This window comes from Chryseobacterium camelliae, assembly GCF_030818575.1.
GTDB classification, from domain to species: Bacteria; Bacteroidota; Bacteroidia; order Flavobacteriales; family Weeksellaceae; genus Chryseobacterium; species Chryseobacterium camelliae_A.
In genome coordinates this window covers 3652246-3676735 of sequence record NZ_JAUTAL010000001.1, presented here as the reverse complement: position 1 = coordinate 3676735, position 24490 = coordinate 3652246, and the positions used below count along the sequence as shown (strand labels likewise).

General features: G+C 41.1%; 26 protein-coding genes. 19 read left to right on the top strand and 7 right to left on the bottom strand.

What is annotated here, in order from left to right:
- Positions 1-311 precede the first annotated feature (311 nt).
- Entirely contained in the window at positions 312-863 is a 552-nt protein-coding gene (msrA, locus tag QE404_RS16955; protein WP_307452483.1) for a peptide-methionine (S)-S-oxide reductase MsrA, read from the top strand.
- Between the two features lie 48 nt (positions 864-911).
- Here the strand turns inward: msrA and QE404_RS16950 are convergent, their stop codons facing one another.
- The 3 genes from QE404_RS16950 to QE404_RS16940 all read right to left on the bottom strand — a co-directional run bounded on the left by QE404_RS16950 (position 912) and on the right by QE404_RS16940 (position 7937).
- Positions 912-2903 carry a BCCT family transporter gene (locus tag QE404_RS16950; protein ID WP_307452482.1) on the bottom strand — a complete coding sequence of 664 codons (1992 nt, stop codon included), beginning with the start codon at positions 2901-2903 and terminating at the stop codon, positions 912-914.
- Between the two features lie 217 nt (positions 2904-3120).
- Positions 3121-4878: a RagB/SusD family nutrient uptake outer membrane protein gene (locus QE404_RS16945; RefSeq protein ID WP_307452480.1), complete on the bottom strand. Its 1758-nt coding sequence runs from the start codon at positions 4876-4878 to the stop codon at positions 3121-3123.
- Between the two features lie 14 nt (positions 4879-4892).
- Complete coding sequence (locus QE404_RS16940; RefSeq protein ID WP_307452479.1) at positions 4893-7937, bottom strand: SusC/RagA family TonB-linked outer membrane protein; 3045 nt, start codon at positions 7935-7937, stop codon at positions 4893-4895.
- A 321-nt stretch (positions 7938-8258) separates the two neighbouring features.
- On the opposite strand from QE404_RS16940, the gene QE404_RS16935 reads away from it, so the two are divergent.
- A complete protein-coding gene (locus QE404_RS16935) occupies positions 8259-9266 on the top strand; it encodes a phosphatidylinositol-specific phospholipase C1-like protein (RefSeq protein ID WP_307454021.1) in 1008 nt (335 codons plus the stop codon).
- A gap of 844 nt (positions 9267-10110) precedes the next feature.
- Here QE404_RS16935 and QE404_RS16930 read toward each other — a convergent pair.
- A complete protein-coding gene (locus QE404_RS16930) occupies positions 10111-11901 on the bottom strand; it encodes a metallophosphoesterase family protein (RefSeq protein WP_307452475.1) in 1791 nt (596 codons plus the stop codon).
- Between the two features lie 75 nt (positions 11902-11976).
- Complete coding sequence (locus QE404_RS16925; RefSeq protein ID WP_307452473.1) at positions 11977-12750, bottom strand: hypothetical protein; 774 nt, start codon at positions 12748-12750, stop codon at positions 11977-11979.
- 370 nt (positions 12751-13120) lie between these two features.
- On the opposite strand from QE404_RS16925, the gene QE404_RS16920 reads away from it, so the two are divergent.
- The 17 genes from QE404_RS16920 (at position 13121) to QE404_RS16840 (ending at position 23317) form a co-directional block, all read left to right on the top strand.
- The gene (locus QE404_RS16920) at positions 13121-13333 is read left to right on the top strand and encodes a hypothetical protein (protein WP_307452470.1); all 213 of its coding nucleotides are present in this window, start codon (positions 13121-13123) and stop codon (positions 13331-13333) included.
- A gap of 66 nt (positions 13334-13399) precedes the next feature.
- Positions 13400-15058 (top strand): ATP-binding protein, encoded by a 1659-nt coding sequence (locus tag QE404_RS16915; protein WP_307452468.1) that lies wholly within the window; start codon positions 13400-13402, stop codon positions 15056-15058.
- Positions 15059-15069: 11 nt separating this feature from the next.
- Positions 15070-15732: a response regulator gene (locus tag QE404_RS16910; protein ID WP_307452467.1), complete on the top strand. Its 663-nt coding sequence runs from the start codon at positions 15070-15072 to the stop codon at positions 15730-15732.
- Positions 15733-15832: 100 nt separating this feature from the next.
- Positions 15833-16000 (top strand): hypothetical protein, encoded by a 168-nt coding sequence (locus tag QE404_RS16905; RefSeq protein WP_307452465.1) that lies wholly within the window; start codon positions 15833-15835, stop codon positions 15998-16000.
- A gap of 160 nt (positions 16001-16160) precedes the next feature.
- Positions 16161-16826 carry a response regulator gene (locus tag QE404_RS16900; RefSeq protein WP_307452464.1) on the top strand — a complete coding sequence of 222 codons (666 nt, stop codon included), beginning with the start codon at positions 16161-16163 and terminating at the stop codon, positions 16824-16826.
- A gap of 120 nt (positions 16827-16946) precedes the next feature.
- On the top strand, positions 16947-17210 hold the full coding sequence (locus tag QE404_RS16895) for a hypothetical protein (RefSeq protein ID WP_307452463.1): 264 nt from the start codon (positions 16947-16949) through the stop codon (positions 17208-17210).
- Positions 17179-17463: a membrane protein insertion efficiency factor YidD gene (yidD, locus tag QE404_RS16890; protein WP_307452462.1), complete on the top strand. Its 285-nt coding sequence runs from the start codon at positions 17179-17181 to the stop codon at positions 17461-17463. The genes QE404_RS16895 and yidD overlap by 32 nt, the downstream gene beginning before the upstream one ends.
- 4 nt (positions 17464-17467) lie before the next feature.
- Positions 17468-17806 carry a YegP family protein gene (locus tag QE404_RS16885; protein WP_307452460.1) on the top strand — a complete coding sequence of 113 codons (339 nt, stop codon included), beginning with the start codon at positions 17468-17470 and terminating at the stop codon, positions 17804-17806.
- A gap of 3 nt (positions 17807-17809) precedes the next feature.
- Complete coding sequence (locus QE404_RS16880; protein ID WP_307452458.1) at positions 17810-18877, top strand: type I restriction endonuclease; 1068 nt, start codon at positions 17810-17812, stop codon at positions 18875-18877.
- A gap of 11 nt (positions 18878-18888) precedes the next feature.
- A complete protein-coding gene (locus QE404_RS16875; RefSeq protein ID WP_307452456.1) occupies positions 18889-19401 on the top strand; it encodes an SH3 domain-containing protein in 513 nt (170 codons plus the stop codon).
- 5 nt (positions 19402-19406) lie between these two features.
- Entirely contained in the window at positions 19407-19859 is a 453-nt protein-coding gene (locus QE404_RS16870) for a PH domain-containing protein (protein ID WP_307454019.1), read from the top strand.
- The gene (locus QE404_RS16865; RefSeq protein WP_307454017.1) at positions 19789-20031 is read left to right on the top strand and encodes an SHOCT domain-containing protein; all 243 of its coding nucleotides are present in this window, start codon (positions 19789-19791) and stop codon (positions 20029-20031) included. The genes QE404_RS16870 and QE404_RS16865 overlap by 71 nt, the downstream gene beginning before the upstream one ends.
- On the top strand, positions 20028-20258 hold the full coding sequence (locus QE404_RS16860) for a TM2 domain-containing protein (protein WP_307452453.1): 231 nt from the start codon (positions 20028-20030) through the stop codon (positions 20256-20258). The genes QE404_RS16865 and QE404_RS16860 overlap by 4 nt, the downstream gene beginning before the upstream one ends.
- Positions 20255-20653, top strand: a complete 399-nt coding sequence (locus tag QE404_RS16855; RefSeq protein WP_307452451.1) for a DUF6804 family protein — start codon at positions 20255-20257, stop codon at positions 20651-20653. The genes QE404_RS16860 and QE404_RS16855 overlap by 4 nt, the downstream gene beginning before the upstream one ends.
- Before the next feature lie 4 nt (positions 20654-20657).
- On the top strand, positions 20658-21065 hold the full coding sequence (locus QE404_RS16850) for a hypothetical protein (protein ID WP_307452450.1): 408 nt from the start codon (positions 20658-20660) through the stop codon (positions 21063-21065).
- A gap of 27 nt (positions 21066-21092) precedes the next feature.
- The gene (locus QE404_RS16845) at positions 21093-22412 is read left to right on the top strand and encodes a coiled-coil domain-containing protein (RefSeq protein ID WP_307452448.1); all 1320 of its coding nucleotides are present in this window, start codon (positions 21093-21095) and stop codon (positions 22410-22412) included.
- An 11-nt stretch (positions 22413-22423) separates the two neighbouring features.
- Positions 22424-23317 (top strand): hypothetical protein, encoded by an 894-nt coding sequence (locus QE404_RS16840; RefSeq protein ID WP_307452447.1) that lies wholly within the window; start codon positions 22424-22426, stop codon positions 23315-23317.
- 50 nt (positions 23318-23367) lie between these two features.
- Here QE404_RS16840 and QE404_RS16835 read toward each other — a convergent pair whose 3' ends face one another.
- Both QE404_RS16835 and yihA read right to left on the bottom strand, forming a co-directional pair.
- Complete coding sequence (locus QE404_RS16835) at positions 23368-23820, bottom strand: GNAT family N-acetyltransferase (protein WP_307452445.1); 453 nt, start codon at positions 23818-23820, stop codon at positions 23368-23370.
- Entirely contained in the window at positions 23813-24436 is a 624-nt protein-coding gene (gene yihA / locus QE404_RS16830; protein ID WP_307452443.1) for a ribosome biogenesis GTP-binding protein YihA/YsxC, read from the bottom strand. The genes QE404_RS16835 and yihA overlap by 8 nt, the downstream gene beginning before the upstream one ends.
- Between the last annotated feature and the right edge of the window lie 54 nt (positions 24437-24490).

The window sequence follows — 24490 nt, the reverse complement described above, 5'->3', positions numbered from 1 at the left end:
GCATTCAAAAATCGTAGATTTTTAAAAAACTTATGTGTCCTTCTGTTTTCAAAGCTTTTATCTTCATGATTCTAATGTGTTAAAAAATTTTGTCATTGTTGTGGTTAAAACCTGATCCATACAATACCCTTCCTTCAGCGATCAGAATTGGTACAGATCATGGTTTCATGATTGGCAAAAACAATCAATGTGATTTATTTTTGAATGCCTGTATACTGTACAGACTGCAAAACTTTTCCTATTTTTGATTGGTTTTTCTCCTGTTCCATTTCCGGGAGAGATCAGAATTTTAATACAATAATCAATTTACAATGGATAACAATAATTTAGAACAGATTACCTTTGGTGGAGGCTGTTTCTGGTGTGTGGAAAGCTGTTTTAATATGCTGAAGGGAGTGGTTTCCGCCGTATCGGGGTATTCCGGAGGGCATACAGATAATCCTACCTACAAAGAGGTCTGCACCGGGGAGACCGGGCATGCGGAAGTCGTGCAGATCACTTATGATCCGTCGGTCATCTCATATGAACAGCTGATGGATGTTTTCTTTTTTCTTCATGACCCAACCCAGCTCAACCGTCAGGGAAATGATATTGGCACCCAGTACCGTTCTGTCATCTACTATAAAGATGATGCGGAAAAGGCCAAAGCGGAGGCAGCGGTCAAAGCTTCACAGGAATCCGGCAGATGGCAGGGAACCTATGTAACGGAAGTAACGAAATTCGACAAGTTCTGGCCGGCTGAGCAGTACCATCAGGGATATTACCACGAGAACCCTGACCAGCCGTATTGCAGCGCAGTAGTAGGGCCTAAAATACAAAAGTTCAGGAAGCATTTCGGGGAACTGGGAATGCTAAATGCATAAGCAATAAAAAAGCGAAGGAACAATTTTTCTTCGCTTTTTTAATCGTGTTTATCTTTTTCCAGCATTGATGCTGATGAACATTTCATTGCCTTCATCTGAAATGATTTCCAGGAACCTTTCATAATGCTTCAGGACATCCGAAATCAGCTCATCTTTGGTGAAGTACTGAACATCGTACCCTTCACGGGCATCCCCGAAATAGGCTTTGGGATAATAGGTTTTACTTTCATCAATATCGGGAAGGTTATCATCCTTTATTACAGACTCGGATATGGTTTTTGAGTGACTCTTGACTCCGTACACAAAGTTGTTGACCACATCATGCCGGATTTCGATCTCAACAGCTGCCGGATCATCCCAGGTATTGAGCTTCGCTTCAATCCCGTTATTCATGAATTCGTCTTTGAGTTCCGTAAATGCGGACTTTACAGTATGATGTATAAAATGTTCCACGGCAGGCAGGTCCTTAAAGGAAACAATCTGCTTGAGCCTCTGTTTCCAGATGACCCCCGTCCAGGGAATGGAGGAAGCGGAAAAATCCTTTTCATAATAATTCCGGTCGATTACCAGCGCTTTCATCAGGCTGACAATAAATACAATCATGATAAGGGCAAAAGGCAGAGCTGTGATCAGTGTCATGGTCTGAAGGGCTTTCAGTCCTCCGGCATTCAGCAGGAGGAGCGCCAGTGCAGCCAGCAATATACCCCAGAATACCATCTGCCATTTCGGGGATTTCGGCGCATTTTCAGTGGCAATGCTGTTCATGACAAAAATTCCTGAGTCTGCGGATGTCACGAAAAATATGATGATGATCCCAATTACGACGAAACTGATCAACGTCGTGAGTGGTAAATAATCCAGGAACCTGAACATCAGCATGTCCGGATTGGAAGCCAGTTGGCTGAGTGCCCCCTTAGCTGTGGTAAGATCAAACCAAATGGCACTGTTCCCGAAAACCGACATCCATATAAAATTAAATACCGTGGGCAATACCAGGACAGCCATGATAAACTCACGGATAGTCCTCCCCTTTGAGATCTTGGCAATAAACAGCCCTACATAGGGCGACCAGGAGATCCACCATGCCCAATATAAGATCGTCCAGTCATAAAACCAGGGCAGAGTATCCTTTTCATAGATATGCGTATTGAACGTAAGGCTGAAAAAACTGTTGATATAGTTGCCCAGTCCTTCCGTAAAGCTTGCAATAACATACACGGTAGGCCCCAGAAACAAGACAAAAAGCAGAAGGCATATCACACTGATGATATTAACATTGCTCAGGATTTTAATGCCTTTATCTACCCCGCTTACGGCTGAGAGGACAGAAAGCGAGACCAGGACGGCAACAATAATGACCTGATAAGTGAAGCTGTTTTCGGGAATCACATGCAGGATCTGCAAACCGGAATTGATCTGAACGACGCCGAAACCCAGCGTGGTGGTAATCCCGAAAAAAGTACTGCATAAGGCAAACACATCGATAGCATTGCCCCAGTTTCCGTTGATCTTATTTTTCAGCAGAGGATAAAAACAGCTTCGGAGTGACAACGGAAGACGGTAACGGTAGGTAAAGTACGCCAGCGACAGTCCTACAACAGCGTAGATAGCCCATGCATGGATGCCCCAATGGAAAAAGGTATACAGCTGGGCATTCTTGGCGCGATTGATATAATGTCCTGAGGCAAAAGCTTCGGAAGAATAATGCTGCATGGGTTCCGCAACCCCGAAATACATCAGCCCGATGCCCATTCCTGCAGCAAACAGCATGGACATCCATGAAAAGAAAGAGTATTCGGGCTTGCTGTCATTCCTGCCGAGTTTTATTTTTCCATAATCACTGAAGGTGAGGTAGACCAGGAAAATAACAAATATTGTTACGGACCAGATGTAAATCCAGTTCAGGTTGACAAATATGAATTGTTTAATGCTGTTCAGCAGCTGCTCAGTTACCTGAGGAAAAAAAACGGATATGAATGAAATCCCCAGAATAAAAATAAGACTTGGAAAGATAATGCCTTTTTTTAATGTTGTTACCATAGTGTCACGTCATTTCTTTTATGTGCGAATGTGTTTTCCCGGAAGCAGTTCTCTCATCCGGAAATGCTTTTCAGGAAAATAAACCTACCTAAGATAATAAAAAAACGGGGAAGTCCTATTCTGCAGCTGATACAATGAAAGCATGCAAACATAAAGCGGAGCACAAATGCGCTCCGCTTTTCAAATAATAATAATCAATTGTAAGTATGAAGATTTTCTAGTATCCGGGATTTTGTGAGAATTCTTTCGACGCGTCCAGTGTTGCCTGTGGAATCGGGAAAATCCTCCTGTAAGGCTGTGAAGCAGGTTTTGCTGTTCCTGCAAGATCAAATTTCCCAAACCTGATCATCGCCTTTCTGCGGTACATTTCCCAATAAAGCTCGTACCCCGATTCTTTAAAAAGCGTATTCGCATCAAGAGAAGCAATGGCTGAGCCAGGTGCGTTGTTGAACAATGCTTCACGGGTCCTGCTGGTCCTCAGCTTATTGACATCTGCCAACGCTGCCGCTACATTTCCGCTTCTGAAGAAAGCTTCAGCCCTCATCATATAGATTCCGCCGAGCCTGTACAGGGGAACGTCCATCCCGCTGGTTCCGTTATTGCCATACCCGGGATCGAATTCAAACTTGAAATTTCTCACGCCACGATTGATCTGGGCCTGCGTGAATACTGCTTCCGAGGGATTGTCAAAATTCAGTTCAGGCGTAAAGTCTGCGGCGAGTGTAGTATTTTTTTCCGTGAATAATTTATACACTTTAATCCTTCCGTCAGCAGTCATGTCAAAGTTTCCGTTTACGATTTTAGGGCCATACTGCTGTCCTACCTGGAGTCCTCTGTTGAAATGGAACCATGGTTTACCTGTCCCTCCCACTTTGCTGGTAGAGGGTACACTTACATCCGTTCCGTTATTTCTGAACCAGGTTCCGTCATCATACTGATAGTACCGGTGAAAACGGGGATCATCGAAATTTCCATTCCAGGAATAATAGAATTCAGGAGTGATGCACGAAGCATTGGTACCCCTGTTGTCCGGTGATGGCTTCTGGATCCTCTCCATCGACATATACGCCAAATCATTATCCGCATTTCTGTTGGAATTCTTTTTCTGTACGATACTGAAGATCATTTCCTTGCTGTTATCGTTATTGATATCAAAGTTGTGGAAATAATTGGATTCCAGGCTGAAAAGAGGATTATTGATCAGCATATTGGAATACTGGATTACCTTGTCCATATCCGTTCCGCTTCCGTTAACAGCCTGCTCGGTAAAGTTGAAGGTTCCGGCCGTTTTGTTTTTGATCACGGCTCTGTTCAGGTACATATCTGCCAGCAGCGCATAAGCAGCCTGTTTGGTAAACCTGCCGGCATGGGTATTCTGGGTTTTGAGGTCTGCCAGATTCGGGATAATGCCTTCTACTTCAGTGATCAAAGCATCAATCGTAGTTTCCGCTTTCCTGATTTCGATGGGTGCATTGAGGTTATCCGGGTTCCTGTACGGCGCCTGCCCGAACAGGTCGATGGTCGTGTAGGTATAGTATGCCAGTAGTCCTTTGGCTTCTGCCAGGAACAATGCTTTATTATTAATGTTGCTTTTGTTGATGCTTCCTATCGCAAACAGGGATTTGGTAATCCCGAAATTCAGCTGGTTCCAGGTATTTTTCACCACATCGCTGTTGGCGTCCCAGGTAAACTCGTGCATCGCCCTCCATTTTCCTCCGTCTCCCCAGTCGCTTCCGCGGGTGGGTAATATGGCTTCATCGGTAGAATACTCCTGCAGGGCAAAAACACCTCCGTGATCCACAAAAGTACCGTCACCCAGCTGCCCGTATGCTGCGGCAAGGGAGGCCTCAGGATCTGCATTTTCGGTGGAAGGGACTTCGTCCAATAGTTTTTCATCCAGGTTGGTGCATCCCACTAAAGCTAAGGCTGCTGCGGATAAGATGATGGTATTGAGATTTAAAAAACTGATTTTCATAACTTTTTACTTGATTAAAATTTAACGGTAGCTCCCAGAATAAAGGTTTTTGCAGACGGATAGGTAGTGTAATCAATTCCCAGTGACTGGTTTCCGCCCACAGCCTTGCTTGTATCGACAAGCGGATCATAACCGGTGTAGTTGGTAATGGTGAACACATTCTGTGCACTGACGTACAGGTTAAGGCTCTTCAGGAATTTAAGCTGGTTCATGTCAAAAGTATAGCCCAGCCTTAGATTATTAAGACGGATAAAGTCAGATTTTTCCAGGTACAAAGAAGACAGTTGTGGCTGATTGGTAAAACTCGCGCCGGAATCGTAGAAGTTTTTCAATACGTTCCTGTCTGAAGCCAGGTTATTGATATTCAGATCGAGTGCCGTATTGTTCACGAGGTAACCGCCGGTCTGGCCGATGAAGGAGAATGCAAAGTCAAACTTTTTGTATTTCATATAGGAATTAATCCCGAATGTAAAATTTGGAATGGCTCCCTGAAAGACCTTCCTGTCACTAGGATCAATTTTCCCGTCGCCGTTCAGGTCCTCATAGATGTATTTCCCGTTGGCATCAATCCCCTGGTAATTGTACATATAGAAAGAGCCGGCTTCATATCCGTTGGCATAAATATTAGCGGTAACCCCTGAGAATCCTGGCCCCGAAACCTCTCCGGAGTAAATGGCTGAAACCGGAAGGCCTTTCACCACATTATTCACGGTGGCTCCGTTTACATCTAAATTCCAGGTAAAATTTTGATTTCTGATAATTTCCGAGCCTAAAGTGACTTCAAATCCTTTATTGACGATCTGTCCGTCAGCATTCCTCCACATCATGGCGGTAGAACTCAACGCCGGTGCAGGAATATACAGAATGGCATCTTTGGTTGTCTTATAATAATATTCCACTGAACCATACAGCCTGTTCTTCCATAAACTGAAATCAGTACCTATATTGGATTGTTCTACGGTTTCCCATTTCAGGTCCGGATAGGGAGTCCTGTTGATCAGGATCCCGTTGATCAGATTCAGGTTGTCATACATATAATATCCTGCGGACTGTGCCAGGGAATAACTTGCCTTGGTAATTTTATTCGGCACCTCCTGATTACCGGTCTGTCCCCAGCTTCCCCTGATTTTCAGTTCATTGATCCAGGGTAAATCCTGCAGGAAATTCTCATTGGAAACGGTCCATCCTACGGCTACGGAAGGGAAATATCCGTATTTGTTGTTATCTCCAAACCTGGTGGAACCGTCCGCCCTTAAAGAAGCGGTCATCAAATATTTTTTATTGAAGTTGTAATTGACCCTTCCGAAATAGGATTGCAGCTCATTTTCCTGAGCGAATCCCGGTGCAGGAATAAATGGATCCCCGGAAGAGCCCGGATTGATATCTGGGGTAATGGGTGATCCCTGGTCAGCAATATTCCTTACGCCGAAATATGTTCCTGAATTTTTGAATTTCTGATAGGAAAATCCTCCCAATACGCTGAAATTATGCTTATTCAGACTGAAATCATAGGTCAGATAATGTTCGAGAAGCACATTATAGGAATCCAGGTTCGCCTGTACGTAAGCTCCTTTGGGTGTCCGGTCGGTAAGATTGGGGAACATGGTGGTATTCCTTTCAGACATCGTTTTATCAATTCCCAGATTGAATTTATAATTCAGTCCCGGTAAAATCCTCAGTGTTGCTTCAGTATTACCCAGCACCCTGAAAGTGCTGGTTTTATCATTATAAACGCTTAGCAGGTACAAAGGATTATAGTGAGCATTCATATTGAAATTTGTGTAATTTCCGGTATCATCGTAAACGGAACGGGTTGGGTTAGCCATTAAGGCATGAATAATCACCTGTCCGTCTGATCCGGCATTGGCACCATTAGGAATCCCGGTTTCCTTGATGTCGCTGGCGGTAAGGTTCAGCTTTACCTTCAGCCTTTTATTATCGAAGAAAGATTCTTCAGCATTAAGGCGCGCTGTCGTTCTTTTAAAGCTGCTATTCAGGACGATCCCGTCCTGGTCCATATGGGAAAGCGAGGCGAAATAATTTCCGGTTTCAGTTGCTTTCGAAAAGGAAACGGCATGATTGGACGATACGGCATTTCTGTAAATCTCATCCTGCCAGTCGGTATTTCCACCGTGGTCATATAATTTGTTGATACCTGCATTCCTGTACTCATCCGCAGTAAGAAGATCCAGCTTTTTGATGACCGAAGAAAAACCTAAATAAGTATCATAGGTGAACATCGGTTCTCCCCTTTTCCCTCTTTTTGTGGTAACCAAAACAACCCCGTTAGATCCCCTGGCTCCGTAAATGGCAGCAGCAGAAGCATCTTTAAGTACTGTGATGGATTCTATATCAGAAGTATTTAGAAAGTTCAGCGGGTTTTTAGCCTGGGTATTCCCCAGTCCGACATTCGGGCCGGATGCACTCACCGGATCATTACTCAAAGGTACTCCGTCTACAACGAATAAGGGTGTGCTTCCGCTTCTAATGGATCCGATCCCACGAATAGAAACATTCACTCCTGCTCCCGGCTCTCCGCTCGTCTGAACGATCCGCACACCGGCCACTTTCCCCTGCATCAGGTTATCTACGGAAATATTCATCCCTTCCTTGAAATTCTCCGCCTTCAGCTGGCTGATTGCTCCGGTAAGATCAGATTTTTTCTGTGTCCCGTATCCCACCAGGGTTACTTCTTCAATGGAAGTTGCTCCTTTTTTTGATTTAAGGCTGACGGCAACAGGAGATCCCGTTACTTTTATATTCTGTGTCTCATATCCGTTATAGGAAACCGATAAGGTCTGCCCTGCAACTGCCTGTATGGTAAAATTTCCGGAATCATCGGTCGTCGCTGTAGTTCCGGTTTCCACCACGGTTATGGTAGCTCCTGCTACAGCTGATCCGTCCTGATCCGTTACCGTCCCCGAAATAGGCTCCTTCACCTGTGAAAGCGAAACATGCACAGGACGGATGTGTTCTGCGGAAACCTGGCCGGCCATCAGGAAAATAATGGCTACCGGAATAAGCTTTTTAAATGTAAATGCGTTAATTTTGTGGTACATATCATTAAGTAAAATAAGTCAGTTTTGCTTGAAGAAGAGCCGCTGTTGTTGCCGCAACAGTGGTTTTATTTTGTCCTTCAGGCTTTTATTTTAAGCGCTACAAAGTAACTTCATTTACTTTCTAACTACTTTAACATAATATTATGTTAAAATCAACACTATATAAAATATACTGTAAGCAGAGTGCACACCTACTATTCATTATCAACAACTTACAAACGCATCCAATTCAGGCTGTTCACAAACGTTTAAAGGACGCTTAATACAACAGATACGGTCCGGAAGCAGCGGTTTTTTAATTTCGCTCCACAATTCTTTCCTATGTACAAACTGTTTTCAACCATTGCGGTATCTTTTACCTGTTTAGTATCTGCCCAGAATCTCGGCACATCCAAAATCAATGAAATCCAGGTGATTGGCTCGCACAACAGCTATAAAAAAGCCATACTTCCGGAAGTCTACGCCTACCTTTCCAAGAAAGATACCCTCAATCTTCTTCCCAGAATTCAATATGAACACATTCGGGTTCCTCATCAGCTGGATCTCGGCCTGCGCAATCTTGAAATTGATGTATATGCCGACAGCAAAGGCGGGAAATACGCCCATCCGAAAATCCTTGATCTTGTACCCACCACTCAGCCATTCGATCCTGAAGGGAAAATGAAAAAACCCGGCTACAAGATGATCCACATCACGGATATCGATTATCAGACCTGGTACTATACGCTGGAAGACTGCCTGAAAGATCTCAAGAAATGGTCTGATGCACATCCTGACCATGATCCCGTATTCATTACGCTGGAACCTAAAGACGGAAAAGCCAACGCATTCGGAACCGAACCGGAACACTATACGCCTCAGCTTTTTGATGATCTGGATGCTGAGTTGCAAAAATATCTCGGCAAAGGCAAGATCATCACTCCGGATGACATCAGGGGTTCATATAAAAACCTTAACCAGGCCATCCTGAACAACAACTGGCCGACCGTGCAGCAATCCAAAGGCAAATTCCTGTTTGTCCTGGATAACAACAGCGAAAACCGGGATCTGTACATCCAGGGACACCCGTCATTACAAGGAAGGATGATCTTCACCAATTCCGCACCCGGAACTCCTGAAGCAGCGGTTGTATTCATGAACGATCCGAAAGATCCGTCTATCACAGACCTGGTAAAAAAGGGCTACCTAATCAGGACCCGTGCCGATGCCGATACCATGGAAGCCCGGAAAGAAGACTACTCCAGGTTTGAACAGGCCAAAGCCAGCGGAGCCCAGATTATTACCACTGATTACTATCAGCCCAGTAAGCTTTTCAAAATCCTCCTATAAAGTCAGTTTTGAAAACAATACGTATGAGCGGAAAAATCCTGTTACAGGTGGTTCGGAAGGGGCAGCTGCCGGACACAAATAATAAGGTTAACCACAATAGTTACAAAAGTTTTTTTGACACATAAGAATCTTAAGAAAAAAGCTTTGAAAGCAGAAGAGCACATAAGTTTCTAAAAACCTGCGGTTTTTAAAATGAATGAGATAGGATCTGCTTAATCTGCAAATCTGCGATTAGAAGACCAAACTGAACATCGGTTCACATGGATAAGGATAAACCACAACAGTCACAAAAGTTTTTTTTACACATAAGGATCTTAAGAAAAAAAGCTTTGAAAGCAGAAGAGCACATAAGTTTCTAAAAACCTGCGGTTTTTAAAATGTCTGAAATAGGATCTGCTTAATCTGCAAATCTGTGATTAGATGACCAAACTGAACATCGGTTCACATGGATAAGGATAAACCACAACAGTCACAAAAGTTTTTTGACACATAAGAATAATGAAGAAAAAAAGCTTTGAAAACACTAGAATACATAAGTTTCTAAAACCTGCGGTTTTTAAAATGAATGAAATAGGATCTGCTTAATCTGCGAGATAATAAAAAGCAATAACATTTTTTAACTCAATAGAATCGTAAAGAGAACAGCTTAAAAGTAGAAGTGCAAATAAGTTTATGAAAAATCAAAGGTTTTCATCTCATACTGCTTATTATTTCTTTTACTGCTGAATGTTCTTTTACGACTGAACCTTGTCAGGAGTTCTGACCCCTGACAAGGTTGATAATTTAACTGTTTGGATTTGTAAAATCAGTGGTAAATTTCAATTAAGAATCCTGTACACCATCCCTAATCCTGCAATCTCTTGATCTTCTTTGATTTCAGGTTTATTTCAAAATGATCCGCAGGATCGGCATGCGATAACAGGGACAAGATTTTGAAAACCAACTTTAGCTGCTTAACAAAGGCATCGCCGGTCGTCTGTCGGACATACAGTTGCTCCAGGATGGCATAGTGTTTCAGCCGCTTTTCCGGAATATCCCTTCCGGCCAGCTCATCTGCCGACTGGAATTTATACAGGTCCAGCAAGAGGTCTTCGCCAGTCCAGTTCCTGAATGCTTCAGGAGGAATTCCACTCAATGGTTTATCCGCATGAACAAGCCGCAGAAGATCCTCACCTGTCATTGCAGATATTTTTTCAACGAAATCTTTCGGCCAATCGCCGGGAATCATCCGTAACCGGACCAGTTCCTTGAGGTGGAACTGCATAAAATCATGGTAAGATTTTGTTTTCAAAATGTCTTTATTCCAAAGCATCTCCGGCTTTGTCGCTTTTAAAGTTGCATACTCCTTTTCGTACAGCGGAAAAAGGTCATCAAAATGCGGAACTTCATTCAGGGTTTCGGTCTGAACTTCCAGCCGTTCCGGAGCATGGATGGTCAGGATTTTATATCCGGGAAGATAGGCCGCCAGGGACGGCACCTGTACATTGACCAGCATCTGGTCTCCCGATTGATACAATCCGGTATCATTGATGTGCATATGACCGGCAAAGTGAACCTGCAATCCGGCTTCTGCAAAAGTCCGGGCAACGGGTTCTTCCGGGACCCGTTCCAGCTGCCACTTTTTTTCTCCCAGCAAAGTTTTGATGCTTCCTGTAGCCCCGTCGTTGAAGTCAACCATAGGATAATGCGTGAATGCAATGAGTACTTTATGGTTGGCTTTGGCCTGTGCGGCCAGTTTTGCAACCCAACGGACCAAGTGTTTTTTATGGCTGAGAACATTGTTGTATCCTATTGACGCACCGTGATAATTTTCCGGATCTTTGGGATCGCCCTGGATATTTTTGGGGATATAGGTATTGCCGTCAATGGCGATCATCCATACGCCGCTTACCGGCTCCACGACATAGCTGAGGTCCGGAACAGTAAATCCTTCCGATACTTCGTACATCCTCTTACTATACGATGCATTTTGCAACGCCTTTGAATAAGCATAGTTCCTATAATCTTCTGTATCGAAAGGCGTGCTCCAATACAGGTCCTTCTGATCCGGATAAAAGCCGAAACCTTTAAGCTCATCCAGGATTTCAAGGTATCCGGACTCGGCAATATCACGGGTGATGATCTTATTTTTTATGTTTCCGGTATATTGTGCACTGTAAATGCCCAGCGGCCTGCCGTCTGCACCCAGAAAATCATCTTTCCCGCTTTCCTGCCGGACCGGACCGACTGGATCATGATTTCCGGTAGTCAGGTAGAAGCGGATGCCGTATTGCTGATGGTAACAGTCCAGGACTTTCCTGAGCCCGCGAAGGTTGTACGCCTGACCATCATCGGTGAAATCTCCCGGCATGGCGACGATCCGTATTCCTTTTGCGGCGATATCATCAAGTGCTTTCAGAAAGGCGAAGTAATTTTCATTGAATACCCGGGTGGAATGCAGCTGCGAATCCATCGTCCTGAGGATGGTGGGTTTTCCCGTTTTCGGATTGATGATGCCTTTAAAACTGTTGTCCGAAAAGCTTCCGTACAGATCCTGGAAATGCACATCCGAAAGAAATGCAATCTGCACCGGTTTCTGCTGGGCCACCAGAAGAGAGCTGATACATACCAGAAATAAAAATATTCCTTTATTCATCGTATAAAAGCACGAAAATAAAGGAATATTGTGTCAATTGTTTTACGGCAGTTTTAAATAATTGTGAAAGAGTACTTATTCTTCATAAATTCCTGCGTATCTGGTTAACATGTATTCAGTTGCCTGCTTAAGACCCTTACCATTATTTGGATTAATACCGCCCATAGTAAAAAATTCTACTTCGTTATCCTTTTTTGAATAATAGGTATTTCCCAATGCATTATCAATTGTCAAAGTATCTGGTCTTGTTATTTTTTTAAAATATTTGAGCCTTATTGTGTCTACTGGTAACAATTGTCGATTTGGGTTCTTATCACCTTCAGAAGTTAATTTATACTCATTGCCGTCCCAATACATTAAGTTTTTATCCTTCAATATATCCTTAAAATTCATCCCTAGTACAAGAATTAGTGACATTAACCCTATTCCAATTCCGTTCTTCGCTAACTGCGGAACATTGAAGATTGGTGTATTTGTTATGTTAATGATGATTTTGGAAAGCTTTTCTGAAAGAGATTCTTCATCATGATCAATCTTTAACTGAATCTGTGTATCGCCTCTATCTCTTTCAATAACATAATTATCACAGAAATCTTCAAAATTTTTATATCCAATATACCAACTCAACTGATCTAAAGTTATTCCGTCAATATCATAATCTCTATTTTCTTTTATCAATCTATCATAGTATCTCACAAAGGTCCTTGCATCTTTTGATTCTCCAAACTTTTCTTCAAGCTTTAAACTCAAAAATCCGAAAATAATACTCTTATTATTTTTTTCCTCTTTGATCTCTTTTTTTGCTCTTTCATATGCTGTTTTTAACAGCAATTTTCTTTTTTCAAACATACAATTTTAATAAGTGGGTTATATGTTGTCCAAATTAGACAAATCTTGGACATTAAAATTGCGGATAACCGTAAATAACAGCACTTTATATACTTATTCTGTCCACTCACTGTCTTCAGTAGGACATCCTACTATCGGATATTTGTAAAAGAAATCAGGGACAAAAAAATAAGAAAAAATCTGATTTCAAACTCGCCAGATAAAACGGAAGAAAATATCCGGGTTGGGAAGCAGATGTTTCTCTTCCGTTTTAGAAGGTTCACTTCCCAAAAAATTTAAGAAGCGCTTCAAAATTTTTACCGTGTACCACTGCCTGCGATCTGTTTCGCAGGGAAGAACACGAATGCTTTAACAATTAAATTTTTTGACAATGATCCAATTTATTTTAATGCTATTCGGCTTAGCATTCGGAAACCATAATTCCAATACATCATGCAATAATAACGGCGATACCACAACCATTCAGACAGCTGATAATCCAGGATCCGGGATTACGCCAGACCCGGGAACGGGAGAACCCGGTGAAGGAAGTGGACCAATTGGAGGTAACACAGGACAATTACCTCCACCACCTAGACCATAGTAAAAATAGAAAGGGCAAACTTTAAATAGTTTGCCCTTTTTTATTAATTTGCACAAAAAACTAACCATGCGAAAATTAATATTCTTTACCACTTTTATTATTTTATTTTCATGCAAAAATAAAAATAAGCCTATAAATATTATCGATAATAATATCAATTACAAAAAAGCTAAAGTATTTAGGGATGCCAAAATATCTGATTCGGCCTTCTACTATTTCAACATAGCTAAAAATGAATATTTAAAAAACAATGATTCACTAGGTGTTGCCAAATCATTAGTTAATATGGCTATGATTCAGACCCGCAAAGAAGATTTTTTTGGAGGAATTGAATCCTCTTTAGAAGCAAACCGTTATCTTAAAAAAGACAATGACAGTACAGTAAGAAGTACATTAGCTATAAATTATAATAATATTGCGATAGATTTCAATTATCTCAAGAATTATAAAAATGCATTTGAATATTTTAATCAAGCATTAAAATTCACAGATAATCACGACGCAAAATATTTATTTTATAATAATATTGGAGATGTTCTAATAAATGAAGGTGAACTTGAATTAGCAAAAAATTATTTACGGAAAGCAATTCTTTCGACAGATCAAAGTTACTATGCAATGGCTTTAAACAACCTAACTAAAGCTGAATATCTAAGTAATCCATCTTATGATCCGGTACCGAATTTATTAAAAGCTCTAACCATCAGGCAGAATGAAAATGATAGTTTAGGACAAAGCTCTAGCTATTCCACTATAGCTGATTATTATTATGACAAAAATAAAGCTCTCTCGCTAAAGTATGCTAAGATGATGTTACAGAAGTGCATACAGAATAAAAGTGCAAATGACCAACTTGAGGCATTACAGAAAATAATAAAGTTAGATCCTAAAAATTATCTTAAAAATTTTTCTCAATTCAAAGAATTAGATGACAGTTTACAATTGGAAAGAAATAGAGCTAAAAATCAATTTGCATTTATCCGCTATGATTTAGAGGGAAAAAATGCAGAAAATGAAATATTGAAAACAGCTAAAGTTGAAGATGAAAACAAACTCCTGCAATTATCAATTATTACTTCTGCTATTGTTTTTGCTTTAATTATTACTAATGTGTGGTATCGCAAGAGGCAAATCCGATTGAAACAAGAAAAAGAACTCGAGGTAAAAAATACCCAGCTACGGTTATCCAAAAAAGTCCATGATGTAGTCGCTAATGGTATTTACCAGGTGATGACCAAAATTGAAAACCAGGAACATTTCGACCGGGATACCGCTTTGGATGAACTGGAATTCGTGTATGAAAAGTCAAGGGATATTTCATATGATAAAGCTGATGAGGAACAGGAATTCAGCAAGAAAATTTCAGAGCTGATTGCTTCCTTCAATAATGATACAGTAAAAACCTTTACGGCAGGCAACAATCCGGCATTATGGGAAACCATCAGTCCGTTAGTAAAAGACGAAGTCTTCCAGATCATCCGCGAGCTGATGGTGAATATGAAAAAACACAGCCAAGCCAGCCATGTCGCCTTCAGGTTTGAAAGGACGGAAACGTCCGTGGAGATCCAGTATAAAGACAACGGCATCGGCATTCCCGGCGATCTTATTTACAAAAACGGGTTACGGAATGCGGAAAGCCGCATGGCTGCTATCGGCGGAGCCATTATTTTTGACACGGAAATTGAAAAAGGGCTAAAGGTAAATCTTTCAGTTCCTGCTTCATAAACGTTGTAACCATGTTCAAAAAAATTTTAATTGCCGAAGACCAGCAGGTTATGAATCTGGGAATTGCCAAGACCATCCAGGAACTGACCATTCCGCACTTCGATTTTGTAACCTATTGTGATTCCGCATTCAACAAAATTAAAAAAGCTGCCGCAGAGCATATGCCTTATGATCTTCTGATCACTGATTTATCGTTTCAGAAAGACCATATCCGGCAGAATATACATTCCGGCCAGGAGCTGATCCGGGAAGCAAGAAAAATACAGCCGGATTTAAAGGTGATTGTTTTCTCTATTGAACACAGGACCAAAATTATTTATGATCTGTATGAAATGTATCAGATCAATGGTTACGTGAGTAAAGCCAGGAATGATGGCAAAGACCTCAAAAATACTATCACTAAAGTATTTCAGGGAGAGCGGGCTTTTCCCCAGGAGATCCTGAATGCCATGCGCCATGTATCTTTTGATTTTACCGATTATGACCTGAAACTGTTGGAACTCCTTTCCAAAGGCTGGAAACAGAATGAAATAGAACAGTTCTTTAAAAAAAACAACATCAGTCCCCACAGCAGACGATCCATTGAAAAAAGACTGAATGATCTCCGGGAAAGCTTTAATGCCAAAAACAATATTGAGATGATCGTGATTTGCAAGGATATTGGACTGATATAAAGATTTTCACCTCTATTATTTTTCACTTTTACGTGAACCCGTAAGGAAAAGATGGTAAAGCGTTATACTTTTGAAATGTTAACCCTTTAAATCATTTACAATGAAAAAACCATTAGGAACAAAAGCAAAAACAGGTGAAGACTGCCCGGAATCTGGGGTATGGAAAGTTGTTGGAAGTCCATCGACTACTGCTCCAATTTCAAAAGGTAACAGAATGCCCCCTTACAATGGACAGGCTGTGACTTGGGAATTGATCCAATATGCCTAACTTTATCCTGTGCTTGCTTATTGAGCAAGCACAGGTTTTAACGTACATACCAATCAAAAATTATATAAGATGATTTGGGTATTGTGATATTCCTTTATTGATAAATAAGTAAATGAATGACTTGACTAATACCATATCTTATCTCTAAAAAAACCTAACCATGTTTAAAAAAATTTTAATAGCAGAAGATCATGAAAGTGCGAATATTTCAGTACAGAGAACACTGGAAGAGCTGAACATCAGCAAAGTAGATTATGCATATTACTGTGACGACGCCCTGGGAAAAATACAAAAATCCATCCGTGAAAAAGAACCTTATGATCTTATGATTACCGATCTCGAATATGAAGAAGACCATCGGGAACAGCATATCAAAAACGGCCAAGAGCTTATTGAAGAGGTACGAAAACTTCAGCCAGCCCTTAAAGTCATTGTTTTTTCTGCGGAGCATAAATCCGGTGTCATCGATTCCCTTTTTACCAAATCAGGTATCAACGGATATGTAAGAAAAGCGAGAAACGATTCAAAGGAGCTCAAGAAAGCGATTACCGCCGTAGCTCAGAATGAAAATTATCTCTCGCTTGACCTGAAGCAGGAAATCAAAAAGCTGAACAGCTACGAATTTTCTGACTATGATATTACGCTGGTGTCTCTGATTTCTCAGGGTGTGCTACAGAAAAACATACCCGTTTATCTCCAGAAGAACCATATTACACCCAACAGTTTAAGCAGCATTGAAAAACGGCTGAATGCCCTTAAGGAAGCCCTGCAGGTTAACAGTAACGAACAGCTTGTCGCCTTCTGCAAAGACCTTGGCATCATATAATTTCATTTCACTTTAATAAGAAACCTTTCATTCTCTGAAAGGTTTTTTTGTTTTTACGGAAAACCGTAAGGATGGCGATATTAATGACTTTACTTTTGAAGTATTAAAAAATTAATAATTATGGAATATAAAGTACTGCCTTTTGTGGCTAGCATTAACATTCATGAGCAAGGTTCGGAAGCTATTGCAAAACAATTAGACCAGCTCATCAAAGATCAGTCCCAGCAAGGCTGGAAATATTTGAGACTGGAAAGCGTTTCCACCTACATCCAGCCTGTTGAAGGATGCTTTGGAAACACTGAGAAGCAGGGTTATATGACCTCATACCAAATGGCTGTTTTCATAAGATCCAATGATGAAATACTTGTTGATCATCATCATTAAACTGTACTGGAGTTTAGTCCCTCCCCACAGAAGAAGAATGTGTTTATTTAAAATGAGCTGCTCCAAATATGTTTATCAGGAAACTTTAAATAAGGGTTTTATCAATGGACTTAAAGCATTCAGATACCGATTCAGCAATTGCAGGGCAGGTGCAAAACTTATTAAAAACCCTATTAACAATCAACTTCAGCTCATCCTGCCTAATACACAAATTATTGAAGAACATGAAATTTCAGAACGATTTATAAAATAAAATTATGGGAAAATTTATTATTACACAGAGAGTCAACAAAGAGTATCAGTTTAATCTGAAAGCCGGTAACGGAGAGACCATTTTAACCAGCGAAGGCTATGTCCAGAAAGCATCCTGCCTGAAAGGAATCGAATCGGTAAGGGTTAATTCAAACAATGATTCAAAATTTGACCGACGCATGTCTACCAACAGCAAACCTTACTTTGTGCTGAAAGCCGGAAATGGTGAGATCATTGGCAAAAGCCAGCTGTACAATGACAGTTTTTCAATGGAAAGAGGCATCGCTTCTGTGAAAGCCAACGCACCAATGTCCGAAATAGTTGATCAAACCCTTAATCCTTAAACCATGGATCTTAAAATTAAACTTGAGCAGCTGCATCAGAAAGTCATGGGGCTGAAAGACCAGATCGGCACCGAAGAAGCCACAAAAAATGCATTCGTTATGCCTTTTATTCAGATTCTGGGTTACGACATCTTCAACCCTACGGAAGTCATTCCGGAACATGTATGTGATATCGGGACCAAGAAAGGAGAAAAAGTAGATTACGTCATCCGTCACAACGACCAGCCGATTTTCATTATTGAATGCAAACACTGGAAAGAAAGTGCCGATGCCCACAATTCACAGCTCCACCGGTATTATCATGTCTCCAAAACGCGCTTTGGCGTGCTGACCAATGGGATTGTCTATAATTTCTACACAGACCTGGAGAAACCCAATATTATGGATGAAAAACCTTTTTTCACCATTGACATCGAAGATCTTAAAGACAGTTCAATTAAAATCCTGGAGAAATTCACCAAAAAGGACTATAACCTCGAGGAAATCCTGGATTCGGCAGAAGCTCTGAAATACATTAAGGCCATCCGCAAAGAGTTTGAGAAAGAGATTGAAAGCCCTTCCGATGAACTGGTAAAACTGTTGGTCAGTCGTTTCTTTGAAAAGTCGATCACCGCAAACAGAATGGTTTCGTTTAAGGAGTACACCAAAAAAGCATTAACTACCTCGATCAATGAATCCATCAGCTTCAGGCTGAAATCTGCGCTTAGCATTAATGAGCAGATTGAAAAACAGGAAGAACCGGCAAAAAATAATCCTATCGATGACAATAGCGACCCTAAGATTGTCACCACTGAAGAAGAGATGGAAGGTTTTCAGATCGTTAAGGCGATCCTCAGGGAAAAGATCCCTTCTCCAAGGATCGCGTACAGGGATACCCTTTCCTATTTCGGGATCCTGCTGGACGACAATAACCGGAAACCGCTTTGCAGGCTGCATTTCAATACATCCAATAAGTATCTGGAGGTCTTCCATAATGGTAAGGAAGCAGGAGAAAAAGTCCTGTTGAACAATCTTGATGAGATCTATCAGTACCGCGAACAGTTGCATAAAACCCTTGAACTTTACACTTAAATCTATTAACCATGAAAACTTTTATTTCTATTATCCTGGTATGCCTGGGAACTGCATTCACACACTTATGGAATCCTGATTCTGGTACAATTACGGAGCACTCCCGGGGTTGTACCGGCAGTCCAGGCTGTACGGCCTGTACAAATTGCTCAGGATGCGGACACTGTGCCAGAGACGGAGGAACATGCGGCGCGTGCAGCAGGCGGCCTTCAGAAAGCGATTCCCGGAGATCCAGACATGGCTCCAAAAGGAATACTTCCGGAAAATCCAAATCATCGCGCACCACGATCTCCCCGAAAATCCAGATTGATGCCATTAACATCAATACCAATAACAGGTATATGGCAGATCTGGCAGTGATAAAAGTATATGAAAAGCCTTCGCTTACTGCCAAAGTCATCACTAAAGTTTCAAAAAATGAAAAACTGAAGCCTTTGCCGAATCATCCGAACTGGTTTACAGTATTGCTTAAAAAGACTAACAGGATAGGATATGTATATTATAAAGATGTAAAACAAAAATAACAATCATGAATTTAAGACAATTTTTAAACGAGGAGCAGGACCCTAAAGCGGTCGAAAAGCTTCTGGTGAGAATCAACAGCTTACTCACCTCAAAGGAATTTGTAGAATATATTGCCGTTCAGAAAAAACCTGCTTTAAACATTTCTCCGGACTGTATTGCTCTTACCAACAGGAGGATTATTTTCTGCAGACCCAGGAATTTCGGTTTATCGATGGATTTCCAGGATTATGGCTGGCAGGATGTTCTTGACTGCCATATAAAAGAGGGAATCATAGGATCTGCTTTTACTATGCGTACGGTTAAGAATTTCAGTAATATGATGGATTATCTGCCCAAAGCACAAGCCAGGAAACCTGTATCAGTTTGCTCAGGAAATGGAAGAACAGATGAGAGGAGTACGGAGAGAAAAAGACCTGGAGACCAGAAGAGCTTCGGCAGGAGGAGTTACCGTAAATAATGCAACGCCCATTATTGCCCAGCCACAGGCATTTCCACAGCAGCAGCCTAAGCTGATAGAATCAGAAGATCCTTTTGCCGTTTTGCAAAAACTGAAAAGCCTGTTTGAACATGGGATTATTTCTCCGGAAGAATTTGAAACTAAGAAAAACGAAATACTGTCAAGAGTATGAAATCAAAATTTACTACTGCTATGCTTGCCCTGATTTCAGGCGGGCTGGGAATTCACAGATTCTATTTGGGTCAGAATATACGGGGACTATTTTATCTTCTTTTTTGCAGGACTTTAATCCCCACTATTATCGCATGTTTCGATTTCTTCTGTTTCATATTAATGCCTGAAGACCATTTCAATATGCATTATAATATGAATACAGTATTTCAAAAACGGCATTTATGAAAGCTCTTCTCATCCTTTGTGCCACAGCCTGCTTTCTTGCCATTTATAAGCTCCCTATAGAATACTATACCTTTCTCAGGACACTTGTTTCCGTAGGCGCATTGATTATCATCTATAATGGCATCATTGCAAGGCAGTACTACCTAAGCGTTATTTTTGCGGCGGTGCTTATGCTATTTAATCCTGTTTTCCCTATATACCTGTATAGAAAAAGCTTATGGATTCCGATTGATACCATTACAGGCATACTCTTTTTCTTAATTGCTTTTGCCGACAGAATTAAAGCCGCTGAAAAACAGGAAGAGAAGAAGGAAGAGCCTTCCCATTCACACTATACGCTGATTACACACGCCAGAGACATGATCATGAACCCTAAAAAACCCAAAGAACACTGACCGTATGGAACATACTCCGATTACTGAAAACCTGAAAGCCCACTTTTTAAGACTTTACCAGATGGCCATCTGTGACGATGACTTCAGTGCACTGGAACTTAAAATGCTGTACCAATGTGCTGAAGAAAGAGGAATATCCTCCAAGAACCTTGACGAAATCCTCCTGAATCCTATCAATATCAAATCACTCCTTCCTAAAACAATTGAAGAAAAAGTAGAGTATCTCTATGATCTTACCGTAATGATCTGGGCAGACGGCGTGGTAACGCCAAATGAATATGCTGCTATGGAAAAGTATGTGCTGATGTTTGGGTTTCTGGAAGAAAATGCAAGGCCTATAGTAGATTACCTTATTGAATCTGTACAGACCGGAAAATCCAAAACCGATATTTTATATGAACTTAACAATTAAACCAACATGACACCAAATATTAAAAACTTGTTTAAACTGAAATCCCTGCCCGTTATTGCTCCGGAAGAGCCGGAGGTACCGGAAGAAAAGCAGGAACAGGATGCAGAGTCTGCTGAAGAAAGCAGAAAAAGAACCTACCATGAGGCCGGCTACAGAGATAGCGCAAGAACATTCGGCAACCACTCAACCCTGTCCATATGTCTGGATGCTGTGTATTCCAAATTTCAGAATGAAGAAAAGGAGATGGAGGAAAAGCAGGGCAAACTGAAAGAATCCTATATAAATGAACAAAAAAACCGGGAAACCGAAATCAAAGCCCTCAACGTTTCCCAGGATACGAAAGAAGAACAGCTCAGGAAAAAAGAAGATGAAATAAAAGAGGTTCAGAAAACCATTGAAACCCTCAACGAAGAAATCATAGATCTTCCGCGAAATCCTGAGAAGTACAATGTGAAAGCTACGCGGGGAGCTTCGGCTAAATTCTGGATCGGCCTTATCCTTCTCATTCCGATTACCCTCTATCTTTTCACATTTTATATTTCCACCTCTTATTCAGCATTTTTCAGGGATTTCGATCCCAATACAACCATCATCCAGAATGTGCTCGATGCCAGAGCGTTGAGCAAAGCATGGAATGACGGACTTCTGGAAGGTGCCTTTGTTACCCTGATTCCGTTTGTATTTTTAGGTTTGGGCTTTCTGATCCATATGTTCGGTGAAAATAAAAACAGGACTAATTACATTAAACTGGGCCTCCTGTTTGTTGTTACTTTTGTATTTGACGTCATTCTGGCCTATGAAATTGAGTCCAAACTGTACGATCTGAACAAGACGTTCCAGACACCGCCTTTTGACCTTAAAATTGCTTTTACCAAGAATCAGTTTTGGGGAATCATCTTTGCCGGCTTTATTGTCTATATCATCTGGGGACTGGTTTTCGATTTTGTAATGAAGGAACACCGCGAACGGGATAAGATCAGAAATGAAGTGGAAATCCGGAAGAAAAACATTGTATTCCTGACCGAAAAGATCAGTATACTCAGAAAAGAACTGGAAGAGATTACGGCCGCTATCAGCAATGTCAAAGAACTGGTCATTAAGACAAAAGGCCGCGTAGAGGAGCTTCAGAATATCATCGACGGGGTCATCATTCCTACCAAAGATTACAAGCTCTATGCCTCAGAATATGTACAGGGCTGGATCACCTATATCGGTGAAAAGATTGCCGTTTCCAAAACGGAGAAACAATCCTTGATTGAAAGCTGCATTGAAACTTACAACACCAACCTTGACCTGGTTGGCGCCAATGAGAAAAGCCAGAACTCCGTCTATATTTCCGCTTTATAAAATTCAGCCTTATGAAAAAAATACTATACTTATTTATTGTTTTATTTCTATTCTCATGTGGTAAAGAAAAAAAGATTGAAGGTGGGAAAGATGATAAAGAAGATTCAATAATTGTAAACCCAAATGATTTAAATGTCAGCATACTCATTGATCTTTCCGACAGGATCGATCCTGTGACCAATCCTAATCCTACGATGGAATATTATCAGCGTGACCTGGAATATATCAAAGCGATCAACAAAGGATTTTTAAGCCATATTGAAAAGAAAAAAGTCATCCGCCTCAATGATCAGATGCAGGTATTTTTCAATCCTGAACCTTCCGACCCTAAAATTAATGATGTCACCAAACAGCTGAAGGTCGCATTTGACAAACATACGTCTGAGGATAATATGGATATGATGGCCAAGAACTATTCCACCCTGCCGGTAAGCATTTATGAATCTGCTATTAAGGACGGAAGCTATGTCGGCTCGGATATATGGGAGTTTTTCAAAAACAAAGTGAAAGATTACTGTATAAAAGAGGACCACAGGAACATTCTTTTCATTCTCACAGACGGCTACATGTATCACGAAGACTCTAAGTTCTCTGAAAAAACAAAAACGTCATACCTTACTTCAAAGCTGATCCAATCTCTTAAACTTAATAATTCAGATTTTAAGGAGCAGATTCAGAAAGGTAATTTGGGGTTTGTAAAAGCCAATGACAACCTCAAAAATCTGGAAGTGATTGTTTTAGGCATCAACCCGGAGAAAGGAAATCCTTTTGAAGAAGCGGTCATCAAGGAATTTTGGGAAAACTGGTTCAAAGATATGGGCATTACCCGCTATCAGATCAAATCTGCTGACCTGCCCTCCAATCTGGAACCCATTATTATCAAAGCCATTACCAACAAAAACTAATACCATTCTTTATATCAAACAGGGAGATCCAATATTGGATCTCCCTGTTTTTATGATCTTCGTACCATTTCCGTATGCGGAATATCGTCTTCCAGATATTTTTTTCCGGTATCCTCAAATCCGAATCCGCTGTAAAATTTCAGCAGGTAATCCTGCGCTGAAATGCGGATTTCCGGCGTATGGAAGCGGTTTTCAATAGTTTGAACGGCATATGCGATCAGCTGTCTGCCCAGGTTTTTCCCTCTGGCCTGCGCTGTAGTCAGCACTCTTCCTATGGAAGTTTCATCATATTTGATGCCTCTGCCGAAGATGCGGCAGTAGGCCAGCACGTTACCGTCTTCTTCAGCCCACAGGTGAACGGCCTGCTGGTCATAATCATCCAGCTCAGGATAAGGACAATCCTGTTCCACCACAAATACATCTACCCTGGCTTTGATAACGGCATACAATTCCGGGATGGTAAACTCATCAAAACTTTTGATTTTCCAGATTATATTACTCATCAAAACTAACTTTATTGTTAATTAAAAATGCATTGGTTTTTTCTATAAATTTCAGGATCTCGTCACCGCCTTCCTTTTTTTCGGCTGAAGTCACATACAGTTCCGGCAGGTCTTCCCAGGTTTTGTGAAGCTCGGCCTTGTAATCTTCAACATTTTTAATGACCGCATTCGGTTTCAGCTTATCTGCTTTGGTGAATACGATAGAAAACGGCACGCCGCTTTCACCACACCACTGAATGAATTCCAGGTCGATTTTCTGTGGAGTATGGCGGGAATCCACCAGCACGAAAAGGTTCACCAGGTTCCTCCGGTTGAGGATGTAGTTGGTGATCAGCTTTTCAAAATCCTTTCGGATAGACTTGGAAACTTTTGCATAGCCGTATCCCGGTAAGTCGGTCAGGTACCAGCTTTCGTTCACCAGGAAATGGTTGATCAGCTGGGTTTTCCCCGGTGTCTGTGAGGTCTTCGCCAGGTCTTTATGATTCATCATGGCATTGATGAGTGATGATTTGCCAACATTGGATCTTCCGATAAATGCATATTCCGGGATATTGGGTTCCGGACAGTCCTGCCACTTTCCGCTGCTTTTGACAAATGTTGCTGTTTTAATGACCATTGTGAATGATTTAGAAAAATAAACCATTAAGAAAAGTCTTAATGGTTTGTATTG